Genomic DNA, 21,678 nt, shown 5'->3' on the forward strand with positions numbered 1-21,678 from the left:
GTGACGGAGAAAAAAGCCATGCAGTTGAGTTATTATCCATTATTCGTTATGATTACGATAAGATTGTGATAATTCAAAACATTTTCTGATCTGTATTGGAGGAACTATAGATGAATGCAAAAGAACGATTGGAAAAAGTGATTGATAATATTGAAAAAGTCATTATTGGCAAACGCAACATTGCTGAATTGAGTATTGTAGCGATGCTGTCTCATGGCCATGTTTTGCTTGAGGATGTTCCGGGGGTCGGGAAAACTATGCTGGTCCGCGCTTTAGCGAAATCAATAGGCGCCGATTTCAAGCGTATTCAGTTTACGCCAGATTTGCTGCCGTCGGATGTCGTTGGCGTATCCATCTATAACCCGAAAGACATGGAATTTCATTTCCGCCCCGGTCCGATTATGGGCAATATCATTTTAGCCGATGAGATCAACCGAACTTCCCCGAAAACACAATCTTCTCTTCTGGAAGCGATGGAAGAAGCTTCTGTCACAATCGATGGTGTGACGATGCAGATTCCCAAACCGTTCTTTGTCATGGCAACGCAAAATCCAATCGAATACGAAGGCACTTACCCTTTACCTGAAGCACAGCTCGACCGCTTTTTATTGAAAATCAAAATGGGATATCCGACACTCAAAGAAGAAATGGAAGTATTGAACCGTGCGCGGTCTGCGGCGCCGATTGAAGAATTGACTTCGGTGATTTCCCTCAACGAGCTACTAGAACTCCAGGAGCAGGTGAAAACGATTAAAGTGGACGAAACCATCCGCAGCTACATTGTCGATTTGTCCAGACAAACCCGCCAGGATTCCTACGTTTATTTGGGCGTAAGCCCGCGTGGTTCGATTGCGCTGATGAAAGCTTCACAAGCGTATGCTTTATTGAAGGGGCGGGATTATGTGACGCCGGATGATGTGCAGTATTTAGCAAAGTTCGTTTTTGGTCATCGTATCATGCTGCGCTCAGAAGCTCGTTACGATGGAATAACCGCGGAAGAAATTACTGAGCGAATTTTAGCGAAAACCCGTGTGCCTGTTCAAAGGTTAGTGGGCCAATGACCCAACTGAAAAAAATTACTGGCTTATGGGGACGCTTACTCCTCGTTTTATTCATTCTTTTTTTGACATTTTCCTTTGCGATGTTTCAGGGTGGGTTTGTCAGTTGGTTTATTTTTTACATGGTTTTGCCGTTTATCCTATATTCCGTTCTGCTGACGTTCTATCCCTTACAGGATGTCGAAGCTTCGCGTAAAATTCATACAGCCCAGGTCCGAAAAGGCGGAAGCTTTTCTGCCACCGCCACCATCTATCGGAAAACCTCATTTCCGCTTCTCTACACTGTTTTGAGTGAGCAAACCAATTCGCCCTCCTTAAACAAAAGGATGGCGGGACAGCAGCAGAAAATGATTGTTCCGGGATTCCGTAAAAGATATTCCTGGACCTATGCTGTCGACCAGATGCCACGGGGGGAGCATGTGCTAGAGGGGGTTCATCTGGAAATTTCTGACTTTTTCGGATGGGTGAAAAAAACTCACTTGCTGCCGGTCCAACAGACCTTACTGGTTTACCCAAACACAGTGGACATCACATATCGGCCGATGGAATCTCGCTATGATCAAGGGTCGATGGCTGCTCCTTTTACGCTGGTGAAGGACACAACCATGGCGAGTGGAATCCGGGATTACCAGCCTGGAGATCGTGTATCGTGGATTCATTGGAAATCCTATGCACGCACCCAGACATTGCGGACAAAAGAATTTGAAGATCGCCAGTCGCAGGAGCTTTTCTTGTTGGATGACCGAATGGATTCAGAGAAATTTGAGCTGCAGGTAGAGCTGGTCGCGTCCATCCTACAGTCGATTGTACGCGCTAATTCAAGCGTGGCCTATTTGTCAGTTGGGCAAAATCGCAATTATTTTCCGCTGGTTCAAACCGAGGAGCATCTGCAACGGGTGATGTATCATTTAGCGAAAGTGCAAAGCGATTTGGACAAACCGGTTGACCAGGCTATCGGCCGCGAGCTTCAGCAAATGAACACTTCAAGTTTGCTGTATGTAACCAGTCAGCTGTCAACGGACATGATCCAGACCATCAGGAAAAATGCTAAAAACTTAAGCAATTGCATGTGTTTGGTCGTTGCCAATAAAGGCGAAACTCTGCTCAAGGAAGATGAAGAAGTACATCAATTTGCCCGCTCAAAAGGATTTGTAGTCAAGCGTGTGAGCCCAGAGAATTTTGCAACAGTGTTCACGGAGGTGAGCCGTCAATGACTTCCATAAGAAAAAACAAACTATTTATGGCTGTACTATACGTGCTGGTTTTCTTTATGTTGGCTGAATGGTTGACACCGGTCATTGTATTGACCGAAACAGGTCATAAAGCGCTCTTCTTGATTTTTATCGCCGTCGGTTTATTGATGGCTTTCTTGAGAGTTCCATGGTGGTTTTCCGGACCTATAAAAATTCTTTATATTTTGTGGTTCGTCGTTTATGTCTATACCGGCAATCTGTTTTTCACCGGAAGTGCAATTTCATTTCTTCGGACAGATTTTGGTATGAATTTTTCTGCGTTGACGTCTCAGAATTGGGCACAAACAACGGATGTTTTCCGGACTGTGCTGTTTTTTGTGTTGTTATGGATGGCTATTTATTTGATTCATTACTGGGTAAGTTTCAGGCTGAGCATTTTTCTGTTCTATTTATTGACAGTCATATTCATCGCTGTTTTGGACACATTCAGTCCATACTCGGGAGAAACAGCGATTGTCCGGATTATGGTCATCGGTCTGCTTCTCGCCGGCCTGCTGTATTTGGCGCGTTGGATGGAAGGGCATCGCATTTTAGAGCGTACGGATAAAATGGCCTTGTTTGCCGTGCCGCTTGTTTTATTGGTGGCCACTTCGACTGCACTGGCGTTATATCTTCCAAAAGCAGGGCCGATTTGGCCGGATCCTGTTCCGTTTATCACATCCTTCTCTGGACAGGGCGGCGCCGGAAGTGGGGGCAATGTCGGCAGAATTGGATATGGGGTGGACGATTCGCGGCTAGGAGGTTCTTTTATCGGAGACGATACAGCCGTATTCCAGGCTGAAGTGTCAGAAGGCCAGTATTGGAAGGTCGAATCGAAAGATGTCTATACGACAAAGGGCTGGGAGCTGACAGAGAATATCGGCGTCCCGTTGGTTTATGGGAACAACGAGACGGTGGATACTGATTTTGTGTCGGATGAAGAAGAGTTGGAATCGGCTCGATTGTCGATGGAACAGGATTTCCCATTTGTCCTTTATCCGTATGGAACAGAATCTTTTTCCATGGAAGAATCTTTGGATTATCAATACAGTACGGCGGATCAGCGCTTTGAAACCTATCAAAATGGAGAAGAGTTTGAACCCGAAGCATATGAAGTGAGCTTTAATGAACCGAGTTACAGCTTGACAGCTTTACGCGAAACAAGTCCCGAAGATTTAGCAGAGTTGCCTGCCGAGTTCGATCGATTCCTGCAATTGCCTGAGGAGCTGCCTGAACGCGTCAGGGATTTGGCTGCAGAAGTCACCGAGAGCAGCGCCACAGTCTATGACAAAACACGAGCAATAGAGCAGTATTTCAGCACATCCGGATTTGAATACAGTCAATCCAATATCCCGGTGCCTGAAGCTGATCAGGATTATGTGGATCAGTTTTTATTCGAAACCAAAAGAGGGTATTGTGATAATTTTTCAACCTCTATGGTCGTGATGTTGCGCTCTCTAGATATCCCGGCTCGTTGGGTCAAGGGATTTAATGAAGGGGAGCTGAAAAATTCAGAGGGCGACACCGATGTCTATCAAGTAACAAATAATAATGCCCACTCATGGGTGGAAGCTTATATGCCAGGCGTCGGCTGGATGCTATTTGAACCAACGATCGGTTTTACTGGCGCTTCTTCCATCGATTTCGATTTGGAGCTGGATGCGGCAGATCCAGAACAACCTGATCAGCAGGAGCAACCGATAGCGGAAGAACCTGAAAGTTCAGATGACGAAGAGACGGCTGCAGCTTCTGGTCCTTCATACTGGGAGCGGTCGACTGATTTTATTTCAGCCAACCGCTGGAAATTGATCTGGTCATTAGTGGGGATTGCACTTTTAGTGGCGATACTTTTCAAAATTCGTCATAAATGGATGCCTAAGCTGCTTGTTTCCTATTACCGAATGGGCAGCGGGGGAACAGTTCGGTTCGAAAAAGCCTACCTGCGCTTGCTGAAACAATTAGAATTGTACGGCATCAATAGGCGTCCTGGACAAACTTTGAAATCCTATGCAGCATATATTGATTCATTTTTCGGCACAAGGGAAATGTCGGAATTGACCGAAGCCTATGAACGTTCGGTTTATGGAGACGATGCCGAATCCATTGACTGGGCTGAGTTGAGGGAAAGTTGGGAAAACTTAATCAATCGGACAAGCGGTTGATTTTACGGCTTTTAGCTTGTACAATTGAGGAAATTATAGATTACAGGTGCCCTCATATATGTCCGGTAATATGGATCGGATGTCTCTACCAAGTCCCCGGAAATGACTTGACTATGAAGGTGGATGACTCATGCTTTTTTGACATGTGCATTCACCTTTTTGATGTAGAGCAGAAGAACGCGAGGACCAATTTTCGCGTTCTTTTGCTATTTTGAGACCTGAATTGAATAGAAGAGGTGAAGGGTTTGCCAGTTAGTCCAATGTTGAAAGAACAGAAAAAAATCGTCGTTTTGGATTTTGGAAGTCAATACAATCAGTTGATCACTCGCCGCATTCGTGAAATTGGCGTTTACAGTGAGCTTCATCCGCATACAGTTACTGCTGAAGAAATTAAGGATATGAATGCGACAGGAATCATTTTCTCAGGCGGTCCGAATTCTGTTTACGACAAAGACGCTTTTTCCATTGATGATGCGATTTTTGAAATGGGTTTGCCGATTTTAGGGATTTGCTACGGTATGCAGTTGATGGCCTTACACTTAAAAGGAAATGTAGAAAAAGCTCAAAACCGTGAGTACGGTAAAGCAGAATTAAAGCTGATCAAAGAAAGTAAGATTTTCAAAGATCTTCCTGAAGAGCAGATTGTCTGGATGAGCCATGGCGACTTGGTTACTGCAGCCCCTCCTGGATTTGACGTTATTGGAACCAGCTCGGGCTGTCCGATTGCTTCAATGGCTGACGAAAGCCGCGGGTTCTACGGCGTTCAATTCCACCCGGAAGTGCGCCATTCGATTTACGGGAACGATCTACTGCGCAAATTCGTCTATGACGTTTGCGGCATGACAGATGACTGGTCGATGGAAAATTACATTGAATTAGAAATCGAAAAAATCCGTGAAGAAGTCGGCGACAAAAAAGTTCTCTGTGCACTTAGCGGCGGAGTGGATTCATCAGTAGTTGCTGTTTTGATTCACAGAGCGATTGGGGATCAATTGACGTGTATGTTCGTCGATCACGGCCTTCTCCGTAAAGGGGAGGCAGAAAGCGTGATGAAGACTTTTGCTGACGGATTCAATATGAATGTCATCAAAATCGACGCGCGCGACCGCTTCATGAGTAAACTCGAAGGTGTTACAGATCCAGAGAAGAAACGCAAAATCATCGGCAATGAATTTATCTATGTGTTTGATGATGAGGCTTCAAAACTGGAAGGTATGGACTTCCTTGCACAAGGAACGCTTTATACCGACATCATCGAAAGTGGAACAACAACTGCACAAACCATCAAATCACACCACAATGTGGGTGGATTGCCGGATGATATGCAGTTTAAATTGATCGAGCCATTGAATACATTGTTCAAAGACGAAGTGCGCGTGCTTGGAGCCGAGCTTGGCATGCCGGACGAAATCGTTTGGCGTCAGCCTTTCCCAGGTCCAGGTCTTGGTATCCGTATTATGGGAGCTGTCACGGAAGAGAAATTGGAAATCGTCCGTGAGTCTGACTGGATCCTGCGTGATGAAATTAGCAAAGCCGGTCTTGATCGTGACATTTGGCAATACTTCACTGTCTTGCCGGATCTCCGTAGTGTAGGGGTTATGGGCGACGCCCGTACTTATGATTATGCAATCGGCATCCGTGCAGTTACCTCAATCGACGGCATGACTTCTGATTGGGCCCGCATCCCTTGGGAAGTACTGGAGAAAATCAGCGTCCGCTTAGTCAATGAAGTAGACCACATTAACCGTGTACTGTATGACATTACGAGCAAGCCGCCTGCTACGATTGAGTGGGAATAGTTTTTCAAGATGCCAGCTAATTTAGTTGGCATCTTTTTCACGAACTTTTTTTGTTTATTCAGTGTAAATGTTCGTGTTTGGTCTTGTTTATTCGTTTTATACATGATATATTACGAAAGAAATTAAATAAGCTTGTCGTATAATGTCGGGGATATGGCCCGAAAGTTTCTACCGAGTCACCGTAAATGACTTGACTACGATTTTAATCCGCTCATTTTGAGTAGGATGCCTTTCAGGTGAATCGAAGGGGTAAATCGAACGCATACGGCAAACCGCTGTATGCGTTTTTCTTTTGTAGAAATTATATGCAGGCATTCGGAGGAATTAGCGTGAAAAAATATTTTCAGTTTGAAGAACTGGGGACAAATTACCGCCGAGAAATTATCGGTGGCTTAACAACATTTTTAGCGATGGCATATATCCTTGTCGTCAATCCATTAACATTAACGTTGGCATCAGTTCCGGATCTTCCAGATTCAATGCGAATGGATTACGGGGCTGTCTTTATGGCCACGGCATTAGCTGCGGCAATCGGGTGTTTAGTGATGGGGATTCTGGCGAAATATCCAATTGCCCTTGCTCCGGGGATGGGTTTGAATGCATTCTTTGCTTACACAGTTATTCTGACTTACGGAATTCCGTGGCAAACGGCATTGACGGGTGTTTTGTTTTCTGGCCTTATTTTTATTCTCATCACATTGACAGGTGTGCGTGAATTAATCATCAACTCGATTCCTGCTGAATTAAAATATGCAGTCGGAGCTGGGATTGGTCTTTACATCACTTTTATCGGATTACAAAATGCCGATATTATCGTCGGCAATCCAGATACCTTGGTTGCACTAGGAGACCTGTCGAACAGTTCAGCGCTACTAGCGATCTTCGGTTTGGTTGTCACTGTTATCTTTATGGTCCGCGGTGTTCAAGGTGGAATCTTTTTCGGGATTTTAATCGCAGCAGTTGTCGGAATGATCTTCGGTGTAGTCAACTTGCCGAGTGCTATTATCGACCTTAACGTTCCGAGCATGGCACCGACTTTCGGTGTAGCACTTGAACCAATCTTTAATGATTTTGGTTCTTTGATGAATATTCAATTCCTCGTTATCGTATTAACATTCCTGTTCGTTGATTTCTTTGATACAGCTGGAACATTAGTGGCTGTTGCCAATCAGGCAGGCTTGATGAAAGACAACAAACTTCCAAGAGCAGGCAAAGCGCTCATGGCAGATTCGATTGCTACAGTAAGCGGAGCAATCTTTGGAACATCGACGACCACCTCCTATATTGAATCAACTTCAGGAGTTGCGGCGGGAGCACGATCCGGATTTGCAGCTGTCGTCACCGGGCTATTGTTTCTTGTCTCGATCTTCTTTTATCCGCTGCTTGAAGTAATCACCAGTGCTGTAACGGCACCAGCTTTGATTATTGTCGGTGTCTTGATGGTTTCAGCCCTTGGGAAAATAGACTGGACGAAATTTGAAATCGCAGTGCCAGCATTCCTGACGATGATTGCCATGCCACTCGGCTACAGTATTGCAACAGGAATTGCGATTGGATTTATTTTCTATCCAATTACGATGCTCGTAGCAGGAAAAGGCAAGCAGGTGCATCCAATCATGTATGGATTGTTTGTGATTTTCGTTCTTTACTTCATTTTCCTAACGTAAGTAAAAAAAGTCTGCCAAATAAATTGGTGGACTTTTTCTTTGGGCAAAATAAAAGTTACATATGATATCGCGCCTGTTTATTAACCAAATATATCCAATTCCCGACCGAATAATACCTTGTATCGTTCGAGTTGTTCGGTTAGGCTGATGCGCCATTCAATCGGCAGGGCTCCACAAAGAAGCAAGCGTTGAAAACCTGCAAACGACAAGGAGTTGATGGTCCATTTTTGGCCGCCTTTGACATGAAGCCACTTGAGGACGACATACGCGATCAAGGCCGCGAACAATTGGTTGAAGACGGCGTTTTTGGTCGTGCCGAACAGGACAGGGATGTTCAAGTTCTGCTTGATCCAGCGGAAAAAGGTTTCAATCGCCCGGCGCGACTTGTACATGTCGGCGACTTCTTCCGCCGTCACGTTCCGTAAAGACGTCGCTACGCTTACTTCCTTTCCTTCGTAGTCGGTGAACTGGACCACCCGGTGGCGCTTTTGGGTTTGGTGTTGAGGCGTTCCCAATGTACACGTAAAATCGGCGGTTACATTGGAATCCTTTGTCCGTGTGCCTTTCAGCGATTTTTTTCGGTTCAGCTGGATGTTGTCTTTCAGCCGGAGCACAAACTCCTGTTTGTCTTCTCCATATCGGTCGACCTTATCAATGGAAAAGTACGCCCGGTCCCCGACCAGGATAAAGCGCTTGTCTTCCAGTTCGTTGCCGATCGGCCCATCGTGCTCGAGACCGGTCGTCTCCACGACTTGAAGCGGCATGCCCGTCTCATTGGCAAAGCTGACGTGCAGCTTGATACCGGCGTGTTTTCCTAACGGTAATGGTCGTCGAGTCGATTGACAAAAGTTCTTTGGGCATCTTCAGGGGACGGCGTGCCGCCCGGTTCAGTTTTCCGATGATTCCTTCGAGAAGCCGTTTCATGATAGCGTAATCAAGCCCCGTCAACTGCTTGGAGAGCGTTGAATGGTCGATGGAAACCAGTCCGTTGCTCGGTCCGACATCCGCGGAGTGGCGCAGACTTTTCCAACCGTTCATCGCAGCGCTTGTCAAATAGGCGATGATGTTTGGAACAGTACATTTCCGGGCCGTATCTTCGTAATGGAATTCTTGCAAAATCGCGTGCAGTTCGTCTTCCGAAAGAAATTTTTGAATCAGTTTTTGGAGCGTGGTATTCTTGTTCATGAGAGATGCCCCTTTTTCGAAAATGTTTGTGTAGTAACGAACATTTTACAGGATGCACCTCTCTTTTTCGCTTACTTTGACTGGAAGAAATTAGCTAATCAATACGCGTGATATGATATCTTTATAGAAGGAAATTGAAATCTGTCTATAGATTAAGGAGTGTGGTAGAAAGAACTCAAGGATTTAAGATCCTAAGGGGGGAGGACGTTAACAGGACTTATTGACAAAGGAATTTCAATTGCTGACCAAAAGTGGCAGTAGCTTAAATATAAGGAGAAGTCTTCAATGTAAAGAGGTGATTCCCTTTCAAATCTGTAACATATTTGTAATCTAATCATTAAGAATTTTCTGTTATAATAAAGTTATGAAAATATTTCTGTTAAAGTGTTGACTCTGTATATATGAGCGTGTTATATTAATTGAGTCGCCAATGAGCGCGGCACATTGAACCTTGAAAACTGAACAGCAAAACGTCAACGAAAGACGTCACGAGCACTTCGGTGCGAGAACGGCTTTTGCGAAGGTTGCCACCGGCAATTGGAGCAGAGTTGTTCACCTACTCGGTGTTCGTGACTACAACTTACTGATCAGCTTTGTGCAGATCAAGCCATCTTCGGATGGTGCCAGCAACAACTAGAGCAGTCAAATGTTCTCTATAATGGAGAGTTTGATCCTGGCTCAGGACGAACGCTGGCGGCGTGCCTAATACATGCAAGTCGAGCGGAACCAGAGGAGCTTGCTCCTTCTGGTTTAGCGGCGGACGGGTGAGTAACACGTGGGCAACCTGCCCTGCAGATCGGGATAACTCCGGGAAACCGGTGCTAATACCGAATAGTTTGTCGCCTCTCCTGAGGCGGCACGGAAAGACGGCATCTCGCTGTCACTGCAGGATGGGCCCGCGGCGCATTAGCTAGTTGGTGGGGTAATGGCCTACCAAGGCGACGATGCGTAGCCGACCTGAGAGGGTGATCGGCCACACTGGGACTGAGACACGGCCCAGACTCCTACGGGAGGCAGCAGTAGGGAATCTTCCGCAATGGACGAAAGTCTGACGGAGCAACGCCGCGTGAGTGACGAAGGTTTTCGGATCGTAAAACTCTGTTGTGAGGGAAGAACAAGTACCAACTAACTACTGGTACCTTGACGGTACCTCACCAGAAAGCCACGGCTAACTACGTGCCAGCAGCCGCGGTAATACGTAGGTGGCAAGCGTTGTCCGGAATTATTGGGCGTAAAGCGCGCGCAGGCGGTTCTTTAAGTCTGATGTGAAAGCCCACGGCTCAACCGTGGAGGGTCATTGGAAACTGGAGAACTTGAGTGCAGAAGAGGAAAGTGGAATTCCATGTGTAGCGGTGAAATGCGTAGAGATGTGGAGGAACACCAGTGGCGAAGGCGACTTTCTGGTCTGTAACTGACGCTGAGGCGCGAAAGCGTGGGGAGCAAACAGGATTAGATACCCTGGTAGTCCACGCCGTAAACGATGAGTGCTAAGTGTTAGGGGGTTTCCGCCCCTTAGTGCTGCAGCTAACGCATTAAGCACTCCGCCTGGGGAGTACGGCCGCAAGGCTGAAACTCAAAGGAATTGACGGGGGCCCGCACAAGCGGTGGAGCATGTGGTTTAATTCGAAGCAACGCGAAGAACCTTACCAGGTCTTGACATCCCGCTGCCCGGTGTAGAGATACGCCTTTCCCTTCGGGGACAGCGGTGACAGGTGGTGCATGGTTGTCGTCAGCTCGTGTCGTGAGATGTTGGGTTAAGTCCCGCAACGAGCGCAACCCTTGATCTTAGTTGCCAGCATTCAGTTGGGCACTCTAAGGTGACTGCCGGTGACAAACCGGAGGAAGGTGGGGATGACGTCAAATCATCATGCCCCTTATGACCTGGGCTACACACGTGCTACAATGGACGGTACAAAGGGCTGCAACCCCGCGAGGGCAAGCCAATCCCAGAAAACCGTTCTCAGTTCGGATTGCAGGCTGCAACTCGCCTGCATGAAGCCGGAATCGCTAGTAATCGTGGATCAGCATGCCACGGTGAATACGTTCCCGGGCCTTGTACACACCGCCCGTCACACCACGAGAGTTTGTAACACCCGAAGTCGGTGAGGTAACCCTTGTGGAGCCAGCCGCCGAAGGTGGGACGGATGATTGGGGTGAAGTCGTAACAAGGTAGCCGTATCGGAAGGTGCGGCTGGATCACCTCCTTTCTAAGGATAAATTCGGAACCGAGGTTTTCTCGGGGTTGACGTTTTGCGTTCAGTTTTGAAGGTTCACCTTCAGGCGGCAACGCCTTTTTTTGTGACTTTCAATCTTGTTCTTTGAAAACTGGATAAAACGACATTGAAACAAAAATGAAGCAATTCATGTACGCGTGGCACTTGGTGCCACAACTTTTTAATTAACCATTGGTTAAGTTAGAAAGGGCGCACGGTGGATGCCTTGGCACTAGGAGCCGAAGAAGGACGGCACTAACACCGATATGCTTCGGGGAGCTGTAAGTGAGCTGTGATCCGGAGATTTCCGAATGGGGGAACCCACTGCCTTTAATTGGGCAGTATCCATGTGTGAATTGATAGCACATGAGAAGGCAGACCCAGGGAACTGAAACATCTAAGTACCTGGAGGAAGAGAAAGCAAATGCGATTCCCTGAGTAGCGGCGAGCGAAACGGGATCAGCCCAAACCAAGAGGCTTGCCTCTTGGGGTTGTAGGACACTCTATACGGAGTTACAAAAGGCAGGATTAGGCGAAGCGACCTGGAACGGTCCGCCACAGCGGGTAATAGCCCCGTAGCCGAAAACCCTGCCCCTCCAGAGTGGATCCTGAGTACGGCGGAACACGTGAAATTCCGTCGGAATCCGGGAGGACCATCTCCCAAGGCTAAATACTTCCTAGTGACCGATAGTGAACCAGTACCGTGAGGGAAAGGTGAAAAGCACCCCGGAAGGGGAGTGAAATAGATCCTGAAACCGTGTGCCTACAAGTAGTCAAAGCCCGTTAATGGGTGATGGCGTGCCTTTTGTAGAATGAACCGGCGAGTTACGATTGCATGCAAGGTTAAGCTGAGAAGGCGGAGCCGCAGCGAAAGCGAGTCTGAATAGGGCGACAGAGTATGCAGTTGTAGACCCGAAACCAGGTGATCTACCCATGTCCAGGGTGAAGGTAAGGTAACACTTACTGGAGGCCCGAACCCACGCACGTTGAAAAGTGCGGGGATGAGGTGTGGGTAGCGGAGAAATTCCAATCGAACCTGGAGATAGCTGGTTCTCTCCGAAATAGCTTTAGGGCTAGCCTCAAGATAGAGAATCCTGGAGGTAGAGCACTGTTTGGACTAGGGGCCCATCCCGGGTTACCGAATTCAGACAAACTCCGAATGCCAGTGATTTATGCTTGGGAGTCAGACTGCGAGTGATAAGATCCGTAGTCAAGAGGGAAACAGCCCAGACCACCAGCTAAGGTCCCCAAATATCCGTTAAGTGGAAAAGGATGTGGCGTTGCTTAGACAACCAGGATGTTGGCTTAGAAGCAGCCATCATTTAAAGAGTGCGTAATAGCTCACTGGTCGAGTGACACTGCGCCGAAAATGTACCGGGGCTAAACGGATTACCGAAGCTGTGGATGGATCTCTTCGGAGATCCGTGGTAGGAGAGCGTTCTAAGGGCGTTGAAGTCAGACCGGAAGGACTGGTGGAGCGCTTAGAAGTGAGAATGCCGGTATGAGTAACGAAAGACGGGTGAGAATCCCGTCCACCGAATGCCTAAGGTTTCCTGAGGAAGGCTCGTCCGCTCAGGGTTAGTCGGGACCTAAGTCGAGGCCGATAGGCGTAGACGATGGACAACAGGTTGATATTCCTGTACCACCTCCCCGCCGTTTGAGCAATGGGGGGACGCAGAAGGATAAGGAGAGCGTGCCGTTGGTTGTGCACGTCCAAGCAGTGAGGCGTGGAATGAGGCAAATCCCATTCCTGATACGTTGAGCTGTGATGGCAAGAGGTTTACCTCAGAGTCCCTGATTTCACACTGCCAAGAAAAGCCTCTAGCGAGGCGGGAGGTGCCCGTACCGCAAACCGACACAGGTAGGCGAGAAGAGAATTCTAAGGTGAGCGAGTGAACTCTCGTTAAGGAACTCGGCAAAATGACCCCGTAACTTCGGGAGAAGGGGTGCTCTGGTAGGGTGAATAGCCCGAGAGAGCCGCAGTGAATAGGCCCAGGCGACTGTTTAGCAAAAACACAGGTCTCTGCAAAACCGTAAGGTGACGTATAGGGGCTGACGCCTGCCCGGTGCTGGAAGGTTAAGGGGAGTGCTTAGCGCAAGCGAAGGTGCGAACTGAAGCCCCAGTAAACGGCGGCCGTAACTATAACGGTCCTAAGGTAGCGAAATTCCTTGTCGGGTAAGTTCCGACCCGCACGAAAGGCGTAACGATCTGGGCACTGTCTCAACGAGAGACTCGGTGAAATTATAGTACCTGTGAAGATGCAGGTTACCCGCGACAGGACGGAAAGACCCCGTGGAGCTTTACTGTAGCCTGATATTGAATTTTGGTGCAACTTGTACAGGATAGGTAGGAGCCTTAGAGCCCGGAGCGCCAGCTTCGGAGGAGGCGTCGGTGGGATACTACCCTGGTTGTATTGAAATTCTAACCCACATCCCTGATCGGGATGGGAGACAGTGTCAGGCGGGCAGTTTGACTGGGGCGGTCGCCTCCTAAAGAGTAACGGAGGCGCCCAAAGGTTCCCTCAGAATGGTTGGAAATCATTCGCAGAGTGTAAAGGCAGAAGGGAGCTTGACTGCGAGACGTACAGGTCGAGCAGGGTCGAAAGACGGGCTTAGTGATCCGGTGGTTCCGCATGGAAGGGCCATCGCTCAACGGATAAAAGCTACCCCGGGGATAACAGGCTTATCTCCCCCAAGAGTCCACATCGACGGGGAGGTTTGGCACCTCGATGTCGGCTCATCGCATCCTGGGGCTGTAGTCGGTCCCAAGGGTTGGGCTGTTCGCCCATTAAAGCGGTACGCGAGCTGGGTTCAGAACGTCGTGAGACAGTTCGGTCCCTATCCGTCGCGGGCGCAGGAAATTTGAGAGGAGCTGTCCTTAGTACGAGAGGACCGGGATGGACACACCGCTGGTGTACCAGTTGTTCTGCCAAGGGCATCGCTGGGTAGCTATGTGTGGCCGGGATAAGTGCTGAAAGCATCTAAGCACGAAGCCCCCCTCAAGATGAGATTTCCCATTGCGCAAGCAAGTAAGATCCCTCAAAGACGATGAGGTAGATAGGTTCGAGGTGGAAGCGTGGCGACACGTGCAGCTGACGAATACTAATCGATCGAGGACTTAACCAAATAATGTATCATGAAGGAATTTCAATGGGTCAATGTCGTTTATCCAGTTTTGAGTGAACAAGCACTCAACCAAATAGTCCAGTGATGATGGCAAAGAGGCCACACCCGTTCCCATCCCGAACACGGCAGTTAAGCTCTTTTGCGCTGATGGTAGTTGGGGGTTTCCCCCTGTGAGAGTAAGGCGTCGCTGGGCACACGAAAAAAGTCGTTACCGATTCTGGTAACGGCTTTTTTGTTTTGTAAATTGTCAATTCAAGTTAAACATTACAAGAAGCTCACGAATACCTCGAAGGGCGTGTTGTAGTTTAGAACTTTCCGGGGAACCTGGTTGAACTATAGGAGGAAGTCGATGGTCTCCTTTTGTGTCATCCGGCTGAAGTTGTTTCTCTTTGGATAGGTGCGGTGGATGTGACCATTGCTGTTCTCGTTCGTGCCGCGCTGACCCGGCACACCAGGGTCCACGAAGTAAAACGGGATTTCCAAGGCTTTTCTCCACTTCGATCCACTGATGAAATTCCTTGCCTCGATCGGGGGTGATGAACTTCACCACTTTCTTCGGCAAGTTTTTCAACACGCGGATGATGGCTTGTGCCATCTCACTTGCTGTCTTCGTAGCCAACTTATAGACAATCTCAAGCCGGCTGGTACGCTCGGTCAACGTGAAAATCTGAATCTTGTGCGACTTGCCAATGAACGTATCCGCTTCCCAGTGCCCTACTTGGCTTCGAGGCGCCTGGCGCGAATGAATCTTTTTCAGTTGAGGCATCTTACCTAGTATCTCCACTTCGTTATTTTTCAATGTCCACCCTTTACGAATGAGAAGTTTTAAGCCAGCTTGTACAGCCCGAGTTCAGCGTAGTGGTAGATGCTTAAAACACGGATGAAGGAGGATTTCTGATAAATTTTCCAGTAATGTCCAATAATGCTTTCAAGTGACCACCTGAGCTTAAGTTTAGCGAGAATGTAGACGATGTCTTCTTGATCGACCGACCGTCAACAGCCATAGTTTTCCCGTTTGGCATCGTAGTCGGGCTACGCCAGAAAAAGCGCATTTTAGGGCTGATAGGGTTTCAACTCGTAGCTGCTCGTGCTCTTGCTTCTTTTTAACTGTGAAGCAATGAAGGACAGTGATCTCTCTTCCAGGCAATAACTTCTCGATTACCATACGTTCTCGTGAAACGGTATGGGCATAGCTCATTTGGGGACACCCCTTAGTTGCTTCGCGTTAACTACTGTGTTTCCATTTGAGCTATTTTTATTTTCTAACCGTTCGACTTAATATGATAATCTACATTTGGAAAAATGAATGAAGAAAATAGTTAAGGTTTTACACTAAATGTTAGGGTGTTCAAACTACTTAACCAAAAAAGACACGCAATCTCCAATTTCTTTTATACTTGAATTGTCGAGAAACAAGTAATGAAAAGGAGATGCATCGGTAACGAAAATGGAATAGCCGGAGGACGGAGGGGCTCTGCATGTGGAGTTGGAGGTGCGAATACATCGCTGTCCGCATTGCCAGGAGAAGACCAAGCGTGTTCACGATTACCGGATTCAAAAGATTAATCACTTCAAATGATTTGAACGTCTAGCAGCTATTTTCTAAAGAAAAACGCTATGCCTGATTGACATGTGGCGAGAAATTTGTTGGATAGAATTCCTTTGTGGGCCGCTATTAACGGTTCTCGAAAGAATGGAATCAAGCGGTCCATATACGCAGCGTCAGGACAAAAATATTCAAAGAAGTAGCTGAGTAATATGGAGCTTCCGCCTCGCCCGTCGCCCGCCGATTCGACGCGCTAGTGTTAAACAAAACAAATGAAAGCAATATGTTTCCCCGCATCAATGCCATCGACGAATACAAAGGCGACACGCGTGAGGGAAAGTATCATAAGATGTTAGCTGAACGAATAGAGACCCCTGAAAAATACGAAGGTCATAAGGAGTTGTTAAACTAGAAAAATTTTCCGACATCTGCCAAATACAAGACCGAATTTGACTGGCTCAACAAAGTGGACAAGCCTGGCACTGACCAACGCCCAACTGAACCTGTAAAAAGCCTATCCCAACTTCTTTGCGGGGCCGAGCGAAGTTTTCCGAAATTAAAAATCAGGAGACGAAACTGTCTTACACAACAATTGTAGCGAATAGAAACGTTACGCTATTAAATGGGTACATCAAATTACCAAAATTGAAGCAGGTCAAATTGAACCAACACCGAGAGATTCAGTCTCCTCACCCCATCAAGTTGTGTGCCATTTCCCATTCTGTCACTGGGAATTATCACATCTCCATTCTGCCAGACCACGAACACGTCTCGGTCGAAAAAGAAATCAAGCAAGTGGTCGCTTAGACTTTGGCATGAAGGGCGTGAGTGTCGAGAGCGGAAAAGGGGTAGAAAGCCAAGTACCCGTGATTCTACCGCCAGACAGAAGAAAGACTGACAAAAGAACAACGTATCTTATCCCACGGAACAAAAGGGTCCGACCGTTGGTACCAACTAAGGATCCAAGTCGCTCTACTGCGTGAGTGAGTCGCGAACCAGAGGAAGGACTTCTTATACAAGGCTTCTAAACGATTGGCGACACAGTATGATTGCATCATAATTGAAGACCTAAATATGATAGGAATGGCGAAAGTTTAATGTTTTGTAAATAGCCTTGCGGATAACGAATAAGGGATGTTTACAACATTTTTTCAGTATAAATTAGTAGACTAAGGGAAATGGCTAATTAAAATCAGTATTTGGTTTCCTTCGACTAAAACCTGTCCATGTTGCGGTCATGCGAACGATTGTTTGTCTCTGGCACAGCCAACGTATTCATATAACTGTGGATTCACCTGCGACAAGGACTAGAACGTGGCCATCAACATTAAAAACGAAGGCACCCTGCTGTTGGGATTATCCTAACAACTAAACTCTTGGAACAAGAGGGTTAGCTCGGTCTATTTTCGTTGGTTAGTAAAAGCATCGATAAGTCGAGAAGCCCCGCTTCAAACAACCGGTAAGGCTGTTAAGTGGCAGATAGTTTCACGAAATCAGACACATTATCAATGAACTAATTTAGCAGATATCATAGTATTTTGTGTTAGAATTTCATCTATCTTTGAAAAAATGGGTAGCACTGGTGAAATTCCTTTATGCAGCAAGACTTCCTGCGTCTTTTCACTCTTGCATTCTTTAGATTTTTCCCCTAAGATGAAATTTAATTCGCGTAAGAACATCAAACAGTGAAAGGGTGTAGAGATTGGATATAAATCCATGGCTTATGGTGCTGATCATTTTCTCGATTAATATCGTTTACGTATCTTTTTTTACAGTACGGATGATCATGACGTTAAAAGGCTATCGCTATTTAGCTGCTACCGTCAGTATGGTGGAAGTCGTTATCTATATAGTAGGACTTGGATTGGTACTTGATAATCTCGACCAGATTCAAAACTTGATTGCTTATGCTTTGGGCTATGGATCTGGAGTAATAATCGGTTCTAAAATTGAAGAAAAAATGGCGCTTGGCTATATTACAGTAAATGTCATCACTAGTGAGGCTGGGGAGTATTTACCCAAGCAACTCCGTGAAAAAGGCTATGGTGTAACGGATTGGAATGCTAATGGACGTGACGGTGGGCGGCAATCAATGCAGATTTTGACTCCTAGAAAAATGGAGCTGAAGTTATATAAAGCTATTCAACAAATCGATCCGAAGGCATTCATCATCGCGTATGAGCCCAAAACGATTCATGGTGGGTTTTGGGTAAAGACAGTGAAAAGGGGCAATTTGTATAAATGAGTAAAAATACATTGTGGTTTGAAGTTGGAGAACACGAATCCATTTCAGAATGTTTAGAGAGAATGAAAGCAGAAGGCTATGCAGCAGTAGGCCGCAGAGAAGAGCCATTGTTTGAAGAAATAGACGGACAACCCGTACCAATAAGGCAAATCGTCAAATTTAAAGGGGATAAACTGGAGCAATAACGTGTTACCTCTTTTAAAACCGAACGATTAAATAATTGTATAACTTATCGTTCGACTTTATCATTGACGTGCTTTTGTCATCTTGTTATGATAAGTAAGGATACCCCATATATGCAGAAGAATTGGCTTCTGCGTCTCTACCAGGACACCGTAAATGTCCGGACTATGCGGGAAAGCAACTTATTGGATCGTAAAACGAAGGATGTGCTTTTCTATGTCATCATCCATGAATTCGTTTCATTTACAGTCCTTAAGTAAACTGCTTTTCACGTAATGTGAGCAGTTTACTTAAGGGCTTTTTATTTTTTAAAAGGAGAGTGCAATCGATGAATCCGCGAATTGGCGTCATTATGGGAAGTACGAGTGATTGGGAAACAATGAAGCATGCGTGTGACGTATTAGATGAACTAGGTTTGAGCTATGAAAAAAAAGTGGTTTCAGCACATCGGACACCAGATTTGATGTTTAGTTACGCCGAACAAGCACGCGAGCGTGGATTACACGTGATTATTGCTGGTGCAGGTGGCGCTGCTCATCTACCGGGTATGGTAGCAGCCAAAACAACTTTGCCGGTTATTGGTGTACCGGTTCAATCAAAAGCGTTAAACGGCTTAGATTCTTTGTTATCAATTGTTCAGATGCCTGGTGGAGTTCCAGTCGCGACTGTGGCTATCGGTAAAGCAGGTGCAGTGAATGCTGGATTATTGGCAGCTCAAATTTTGGGGACAGTTGACCAGGATGTAGCGCAAGCCTTGCAAGATAGAAGAGATTGCACAGCTACAGCAGTTTTAGAAAGCTCGGGGGATTTGATATGACAACAACAATTTTACCCGGACAAACGATTGGTATTATTGGCGGAGGTCAATTAGGGCGCATGATGGCTCTTGCGGCAAAAGAAGCTGGGTTTAAAATCGCGGTTCTCGATCCGGGAATGGATTCGCCAACCGGTCAAGTAGCCGACATCCAAATTATCGCTCCTTTTGATGACCAGCAAGCATTGGAAGAATTGGCTGATGTGAGTGATGTCATTACCTATGAGTTTGAAAACATCGATGTTGAAGGTTTAACGAAGCTAGCAGAAATTGCATATGTGCCGCAAGGGGCCGAATTGATTCGTGTGACACAGAACCGGATTTTTGAGAAACAGGCCATCTTGGAGGCTGGCGTAATCGTGGCAGACTATATTACCGCTTCCACATTCAAGGAATTAACAGAAAAACGCAGTGAGCTGTCATTTCCTTTCGTTGTAAAAACTGCGCGTGGCGGTTACGACGGCAAAGGTCAGCAAACGGTTTCTTCTATAGATGAACTGCATTTAGCAGAGACGCTTTTTGAAAATGGCGAATGTGTCGCAGAAGCCTTTGTTAGTTTCAAGAAAGAGATTTCGGTGATCATTCAACGCAATGCGCACGGTGAAACAGCCATTTTGCCGATCGGTGAAAATATTCATAAATGCCATATTCTGCATGAAACGATTGTTCCGGCACGAATCGATAAAAAGACGATGGATCTTGCAAAACAGGCAGCTGAAAAAATTGCGGCTCATCTAGACATGGTTGGCACATTAGCAGTCGAAATGTTCGTTTTGGAAACTGGCGGAATTATTGTGAACGAATTGGCACCGCGTCCTCATAATTCAGGCCATTACTCGATTGAAGCAACGAACATCTCACAGTTTCATCAGCATATCCGTGCCGTGTGCGGATGGCCACTGAGACAACCGATTTTGTGGTCACAAGCGGTGATGGTCAATGTATTGGGTGAACATGTTGCGCCACTCACTACAAAAATAGCACAATTTCCGAATTGGTCGATTCATTTGTACGGAAAAGATGAAGCCAAGCAGAAACGGAAGATGGGACATGTTACGATATTAACGGAAGACTTAGAGGCCACTTTAAGTGAAATAGATACATCCGGCATTTGGTCGGAATAATTGGAGGAACTTTAAAATGATCGCACGTTACACAAGACCCGAAATGGGCGCAATTTGGACAGAAGAAAACAAATACAAGGCATGGTTAGAAGTTGAAATTTTGGCATGTGAAGCTTGGGCTGAAATTGGTGATATTCCGAAAGAAGACGTAGCGAAAATTCGCAAAGACGCTTCTTTTTCAGTAGACCGCATTTTAGAAATTGAAGAAGAAACTCGCCACGACGTAGTAGCTTTCACAAGAGCAGTATCTGAAACGCTTGGTGAAGAACGCAAATGGGTTCATTACGGCTTAACGTCAACTGACGTAGTCGATACAGCTTTATCGTACTTGTTAAAACAAGCGAATGTCATTATCCGTAAAGACTTAACGAACTTTATTGAAATTCTTGCGAATAAAGCAAAAGAACATAAAATGACGGTTATGATGGGTCGTACGCATGGTGTTCATGCAGAACCCACTACTTTCGGTTTGAAACTGGCTTTGTGGCACGAGGAAATGAAACGCAACTTAGAACGTTTCGAAGCTGCTGCTGCTTCGATTGAAACAGGCAAAATGTCTGGTGCAGTTGGAACTTACGCAAATATCGATCCGTTTGTTGAAGCATATGTCTGCAAAGAGTTAGGTCTTGCAGCTTCACCTATTTCAACACAAACATTGCAACGTGACCGTCATGCACAGTATTTAAGCGTTTTGGCATTGATCGGTTCATCTGTTGAGAAATTTGCGACAGAAATCCGCGGATTGCAAAAATCAGAAACACGCGAAGTGGAAGAGTTCTTTGCGAAAGGCCAAAAAGGTTCTTCGGCAATGCCACATAAGCGCAACCCAATCGGTTCTGAAAACATGACAGGGCTTGCGCGTTTAATCCGTGGCTATATGCTAACAGCATACGAAAACGTTGCACTTTGGCACGAACGCGACATTTCGCATTCATCTGCCGAACGCGTGATTTTACCAGATGCAACAATTGCCTTAAATTACATGTTGAATCGGTTTGGTAATATCGTGAAAAACTTAACGGTATTCCCAGAAAACATGAAACGCAATATGGATTCAACACTTGGCTTGATTTATTCACAGCGCGTGTTGTTGGCGTTGATCGACAAAGGCATGGCTCGCGAAGCGGCATACGATACGGTTCAGCCGTGTGCGATGGAAGCGTGGGAAAACCAGACGCATTTCCGTGAAATCGTCGAAGCGAATAGCACGATTACTTCAAAACTTTCTAAAGAAGAATTAGATGATTGCTTTGACTACAACCACCATTTACAACAAGTAGACATGATTTTCAACCGACTTGGACTAAACTAAACGGAGGCTTCT

Annotated in this window: 13 protein-coding genes, 3 rRNA genes, 1 pseudogene and 3 riboswitches; of the genes and pseudogenes, 15 read left to right on the top strand and 2 right to left on the bottom strand. The window is 46.3% G+C overall.

What is annotated here, in order from left to right; translation table 11 throughout:
* Window positions 1–110 precede the first annotated feature (110 nt).
* The 5 genes from BBH88_RS04835 to BBH88_RS04855 all read left to right on the top strand — a co-directional run bounded on the left by BBH88_RS04835 (window position 111) and on the right by BBH88_RS04855 (window position 7,918).
* Entirely contained in the window at window positions 111–1,061 is a 951-nt protein-coding gene (locus BBH88_RS04835) for an AAA family ATPase (protein ID WP_006830305.1), read from the top strand.
* Window positions 1,058–2,272 (top strand): DUF58 domain-containing protein, encoded by a 1,215-nt coding sequence (locus tag BBH88_RS04840; RefSeq protein WP_006830306.1) that lies wholly within the window; start codon window positions 1,058–1,060, stop codon window positions 2,270–2,272. Before BBH88_RS04835 ends, BBH88_RS04840 begins: the two co-directional genes overlap by 4 nt.
* Complete coding sequence (locus BBH88_RS04845) at window positions 2,269–4,452, top strand: DUF4129 domain-containing transglutaminase family protein (RefSeq protein ID WP_065537161.1); 2,184 nt, start codon at window positions 2,269–2,271, stop codon at window positions 4,450–4,452. The genes BBH88_RS04840 and BBH88_RS04845 overlap by 4 nt, the downstream gene beginning before the upstream one ends.
* A 32-nt stretch (window positions 4,453–4,484) precedes the next feature.
* Window positions 4,485–4,586: riboswitch (purine riboswitch) on the top strand.
* A gap of 126 nt (window positions 4,587–4,712) precedes the next feature.
* Entirely contained in the window at window positions 4,713–6,251 is a 1,539-nt protein-coding gene (guaA, locus tag BBH88_RS04850; RefSeq protein ID WP_006830308.1) for a glutamine-hydrolyzing GMP synthase, read from the top strand.
* Between the two features lie 115 nt (window positions 6,252–6,366).
* Window positions 6,367–6,468, top strand: a riboswitch (purine riboswitch).
* Window positions 6,469–6,580: 112 nt separating this feature from the next.
* Window positions 6,581–7,918, top strand: a complete 1,338-nt coding sequence (locus BBH88_RS04855) for an NCS2 family permease (protein WP_006830309.1) — start codon at window positions 6,581–6,583, stop codon at window positions 7,916–7,918.
* Window positions 7,919–7,998: 80 nt separating this feature from the next.
* Here the strand turns inward: BBH88_RS04855 and BBH88_RS20000 are convergent.
* Window positions 7,999–9,103: pseudogene (locus tag BBH88_RS20000) on the bottom strand (IS4 family transposase).
* A gap of 655 nt (window positions 9,104–9,758) precedes the next feature.
* Between BBH88_RS20000 and BBH88_RS04865 the strand changes: the two are divergent.
* From BBH88_RS04865 to rrf, 3 genes are all read left to right on the top strand, one after another.
* Window positions 9,759–11,310 (top strand): 16S ribosomal RNA (locus tag BBH88_RS04865).
* 200 nt (window positions 11,311–11,510) lie between these two features.
* A 23S ribosomal RNA gene (locus BBH88_RS04870) occupies window positions 11,511–14,442 on the top strand.
* A gap of 77 nt (window positions 14,443–14,519) precedes the next feature.
* Window positions 14,520–14,635 (top strand): 5S ribosomal RNA (gene rrf / locus BBH88_RS04875).
* Together the 16S, 23S and 5S rRNA genes form the textbook arrangement of a ribosomal RNA operon.
* Before the next feature lie 54 nt (window positions 14,636–14,689).
* Here the strand turns inward: rrf and BBH88_RS04880 are convergent.
* On the bottom strand, window positions 14,690–15,241 hold the full coding sequence (locus tag BBH88_RS04880) for an IS30 family transposase (RefSeq protein ID WP_065537160.1): 552 nt from the start codon (window positions 15,239–15,241) through the stop codon (window positions 14,690–14,692).
* 693 nt (window positions 15,242–15,934) lie between these two features.
* Here BBH88_RS04880 and BBH88_RS20005 point away from each other — a divergent pair.
* The 7 genes from BBH88_RS20005 to purB all read left to right on the top strand — a co-directional run bounded on the left by BBH88_RS20005 (window position 15,935) and on the right by purB (window position 21,666).
* Entirely contained in the window at window positions 15,935–16,021 is an 87-nt protein-coding gene (locus tag BBH88_RS20005) for a transposase family protein (RefSeq protein WP_407946498.1), read from the top strand.
* A gap of 1,164 nt (window positions 16,022–17,185) precedes the next feature.
* Window positions 17,186–17,299, top strand: coding sequence for a hypothetical protein (locus tag BBH88_RS20080; protein ID WP_456291190.1), 114 nt, complete (start codon window positions 17,186–17,188; stop codon window positions 17,297–17,299).
* Between the two features lie 412 nt (window positions 17,300–17,711).
* Window positions 17,712–18,233, top strand: a complete 522-nt coding sequence (locus tag BBH88_RS04885) for a DUF2179 domain-containing protein (RefSeq protein WP_040852420.1) — start codon at window positions 17,712–17,714, stop codon at window positions 18,231–18,233.
* The gene (locus BBH88_RS04890) at window positions 18,230–18,418 is read left to right on the top strand and encodes an NETI motif-containing protein (RefSeq protein WP_006830155.1); all 189 of its coding nucleotides are present in this window, start codon (window positions 18,230–18,232) and stop codon (window positions 18,416–18,418) included. Before BBH88_RS04885 ends, BBH88_RS04890 begins: the two co-directional genes overlap by 4 nt.
* 85 nt (window positions 18,419–18,503) lie before the next feature.
* Window positions 18,504–18,604, top strand: a riboswitch (purine riboswitch).
* Between the two features lie 140 nt (window positions 18,605–18,744).
* Entirely contained in the window at window positions 18,745–19,233 is a 489-nt protein-coding gene (gene purE / locus BBH88_RS04895; protein ID WP_065537159.1) for a 5-(carboxyamino)imidazole ribonucleotide mutase, read from the top strand.
* Window positions 19,230–20,354, top strand: a complete 1,125-nt coding sequence (gene purK / locus BBH88_RS04900; RefSeq protein ID WP_065537158.1) for a 5-(carboxyamino)imidazole ribonucleotide synthase — start codon at window positions 19,230–19,232, stop codon at window positions 20,352–20,354. Before purE ends, purK begins: the two co-directional genes overlap by 4 nt.
* 16 nt (window positions 20,355–20,370) lie before the next feature.
* Complete coding sequence (gene purB, locus BBH88_RS04905) at window positions 20,371–21,666, top strand: adenylosuccinate lyase (protein WP_006830152.1); 1,296 nt, start codon at window positions 20,371–20,373, stop codon at window positions 21,664–21,666.
* Window positions 21,667–21,678 lie beyond the last annotated feature (12 nt).

The sequence above is a fragment of the Planococcus antarcticus DSM 14505 genome (assembly GCF_001687565.2).
In the GTDB taxonomy this organism is placed as follows: Bacteria; Bacillota; Bacilli; order Bacillales_A; family Planococcaceae; genus Planococcus; species Planococcus antarcticus.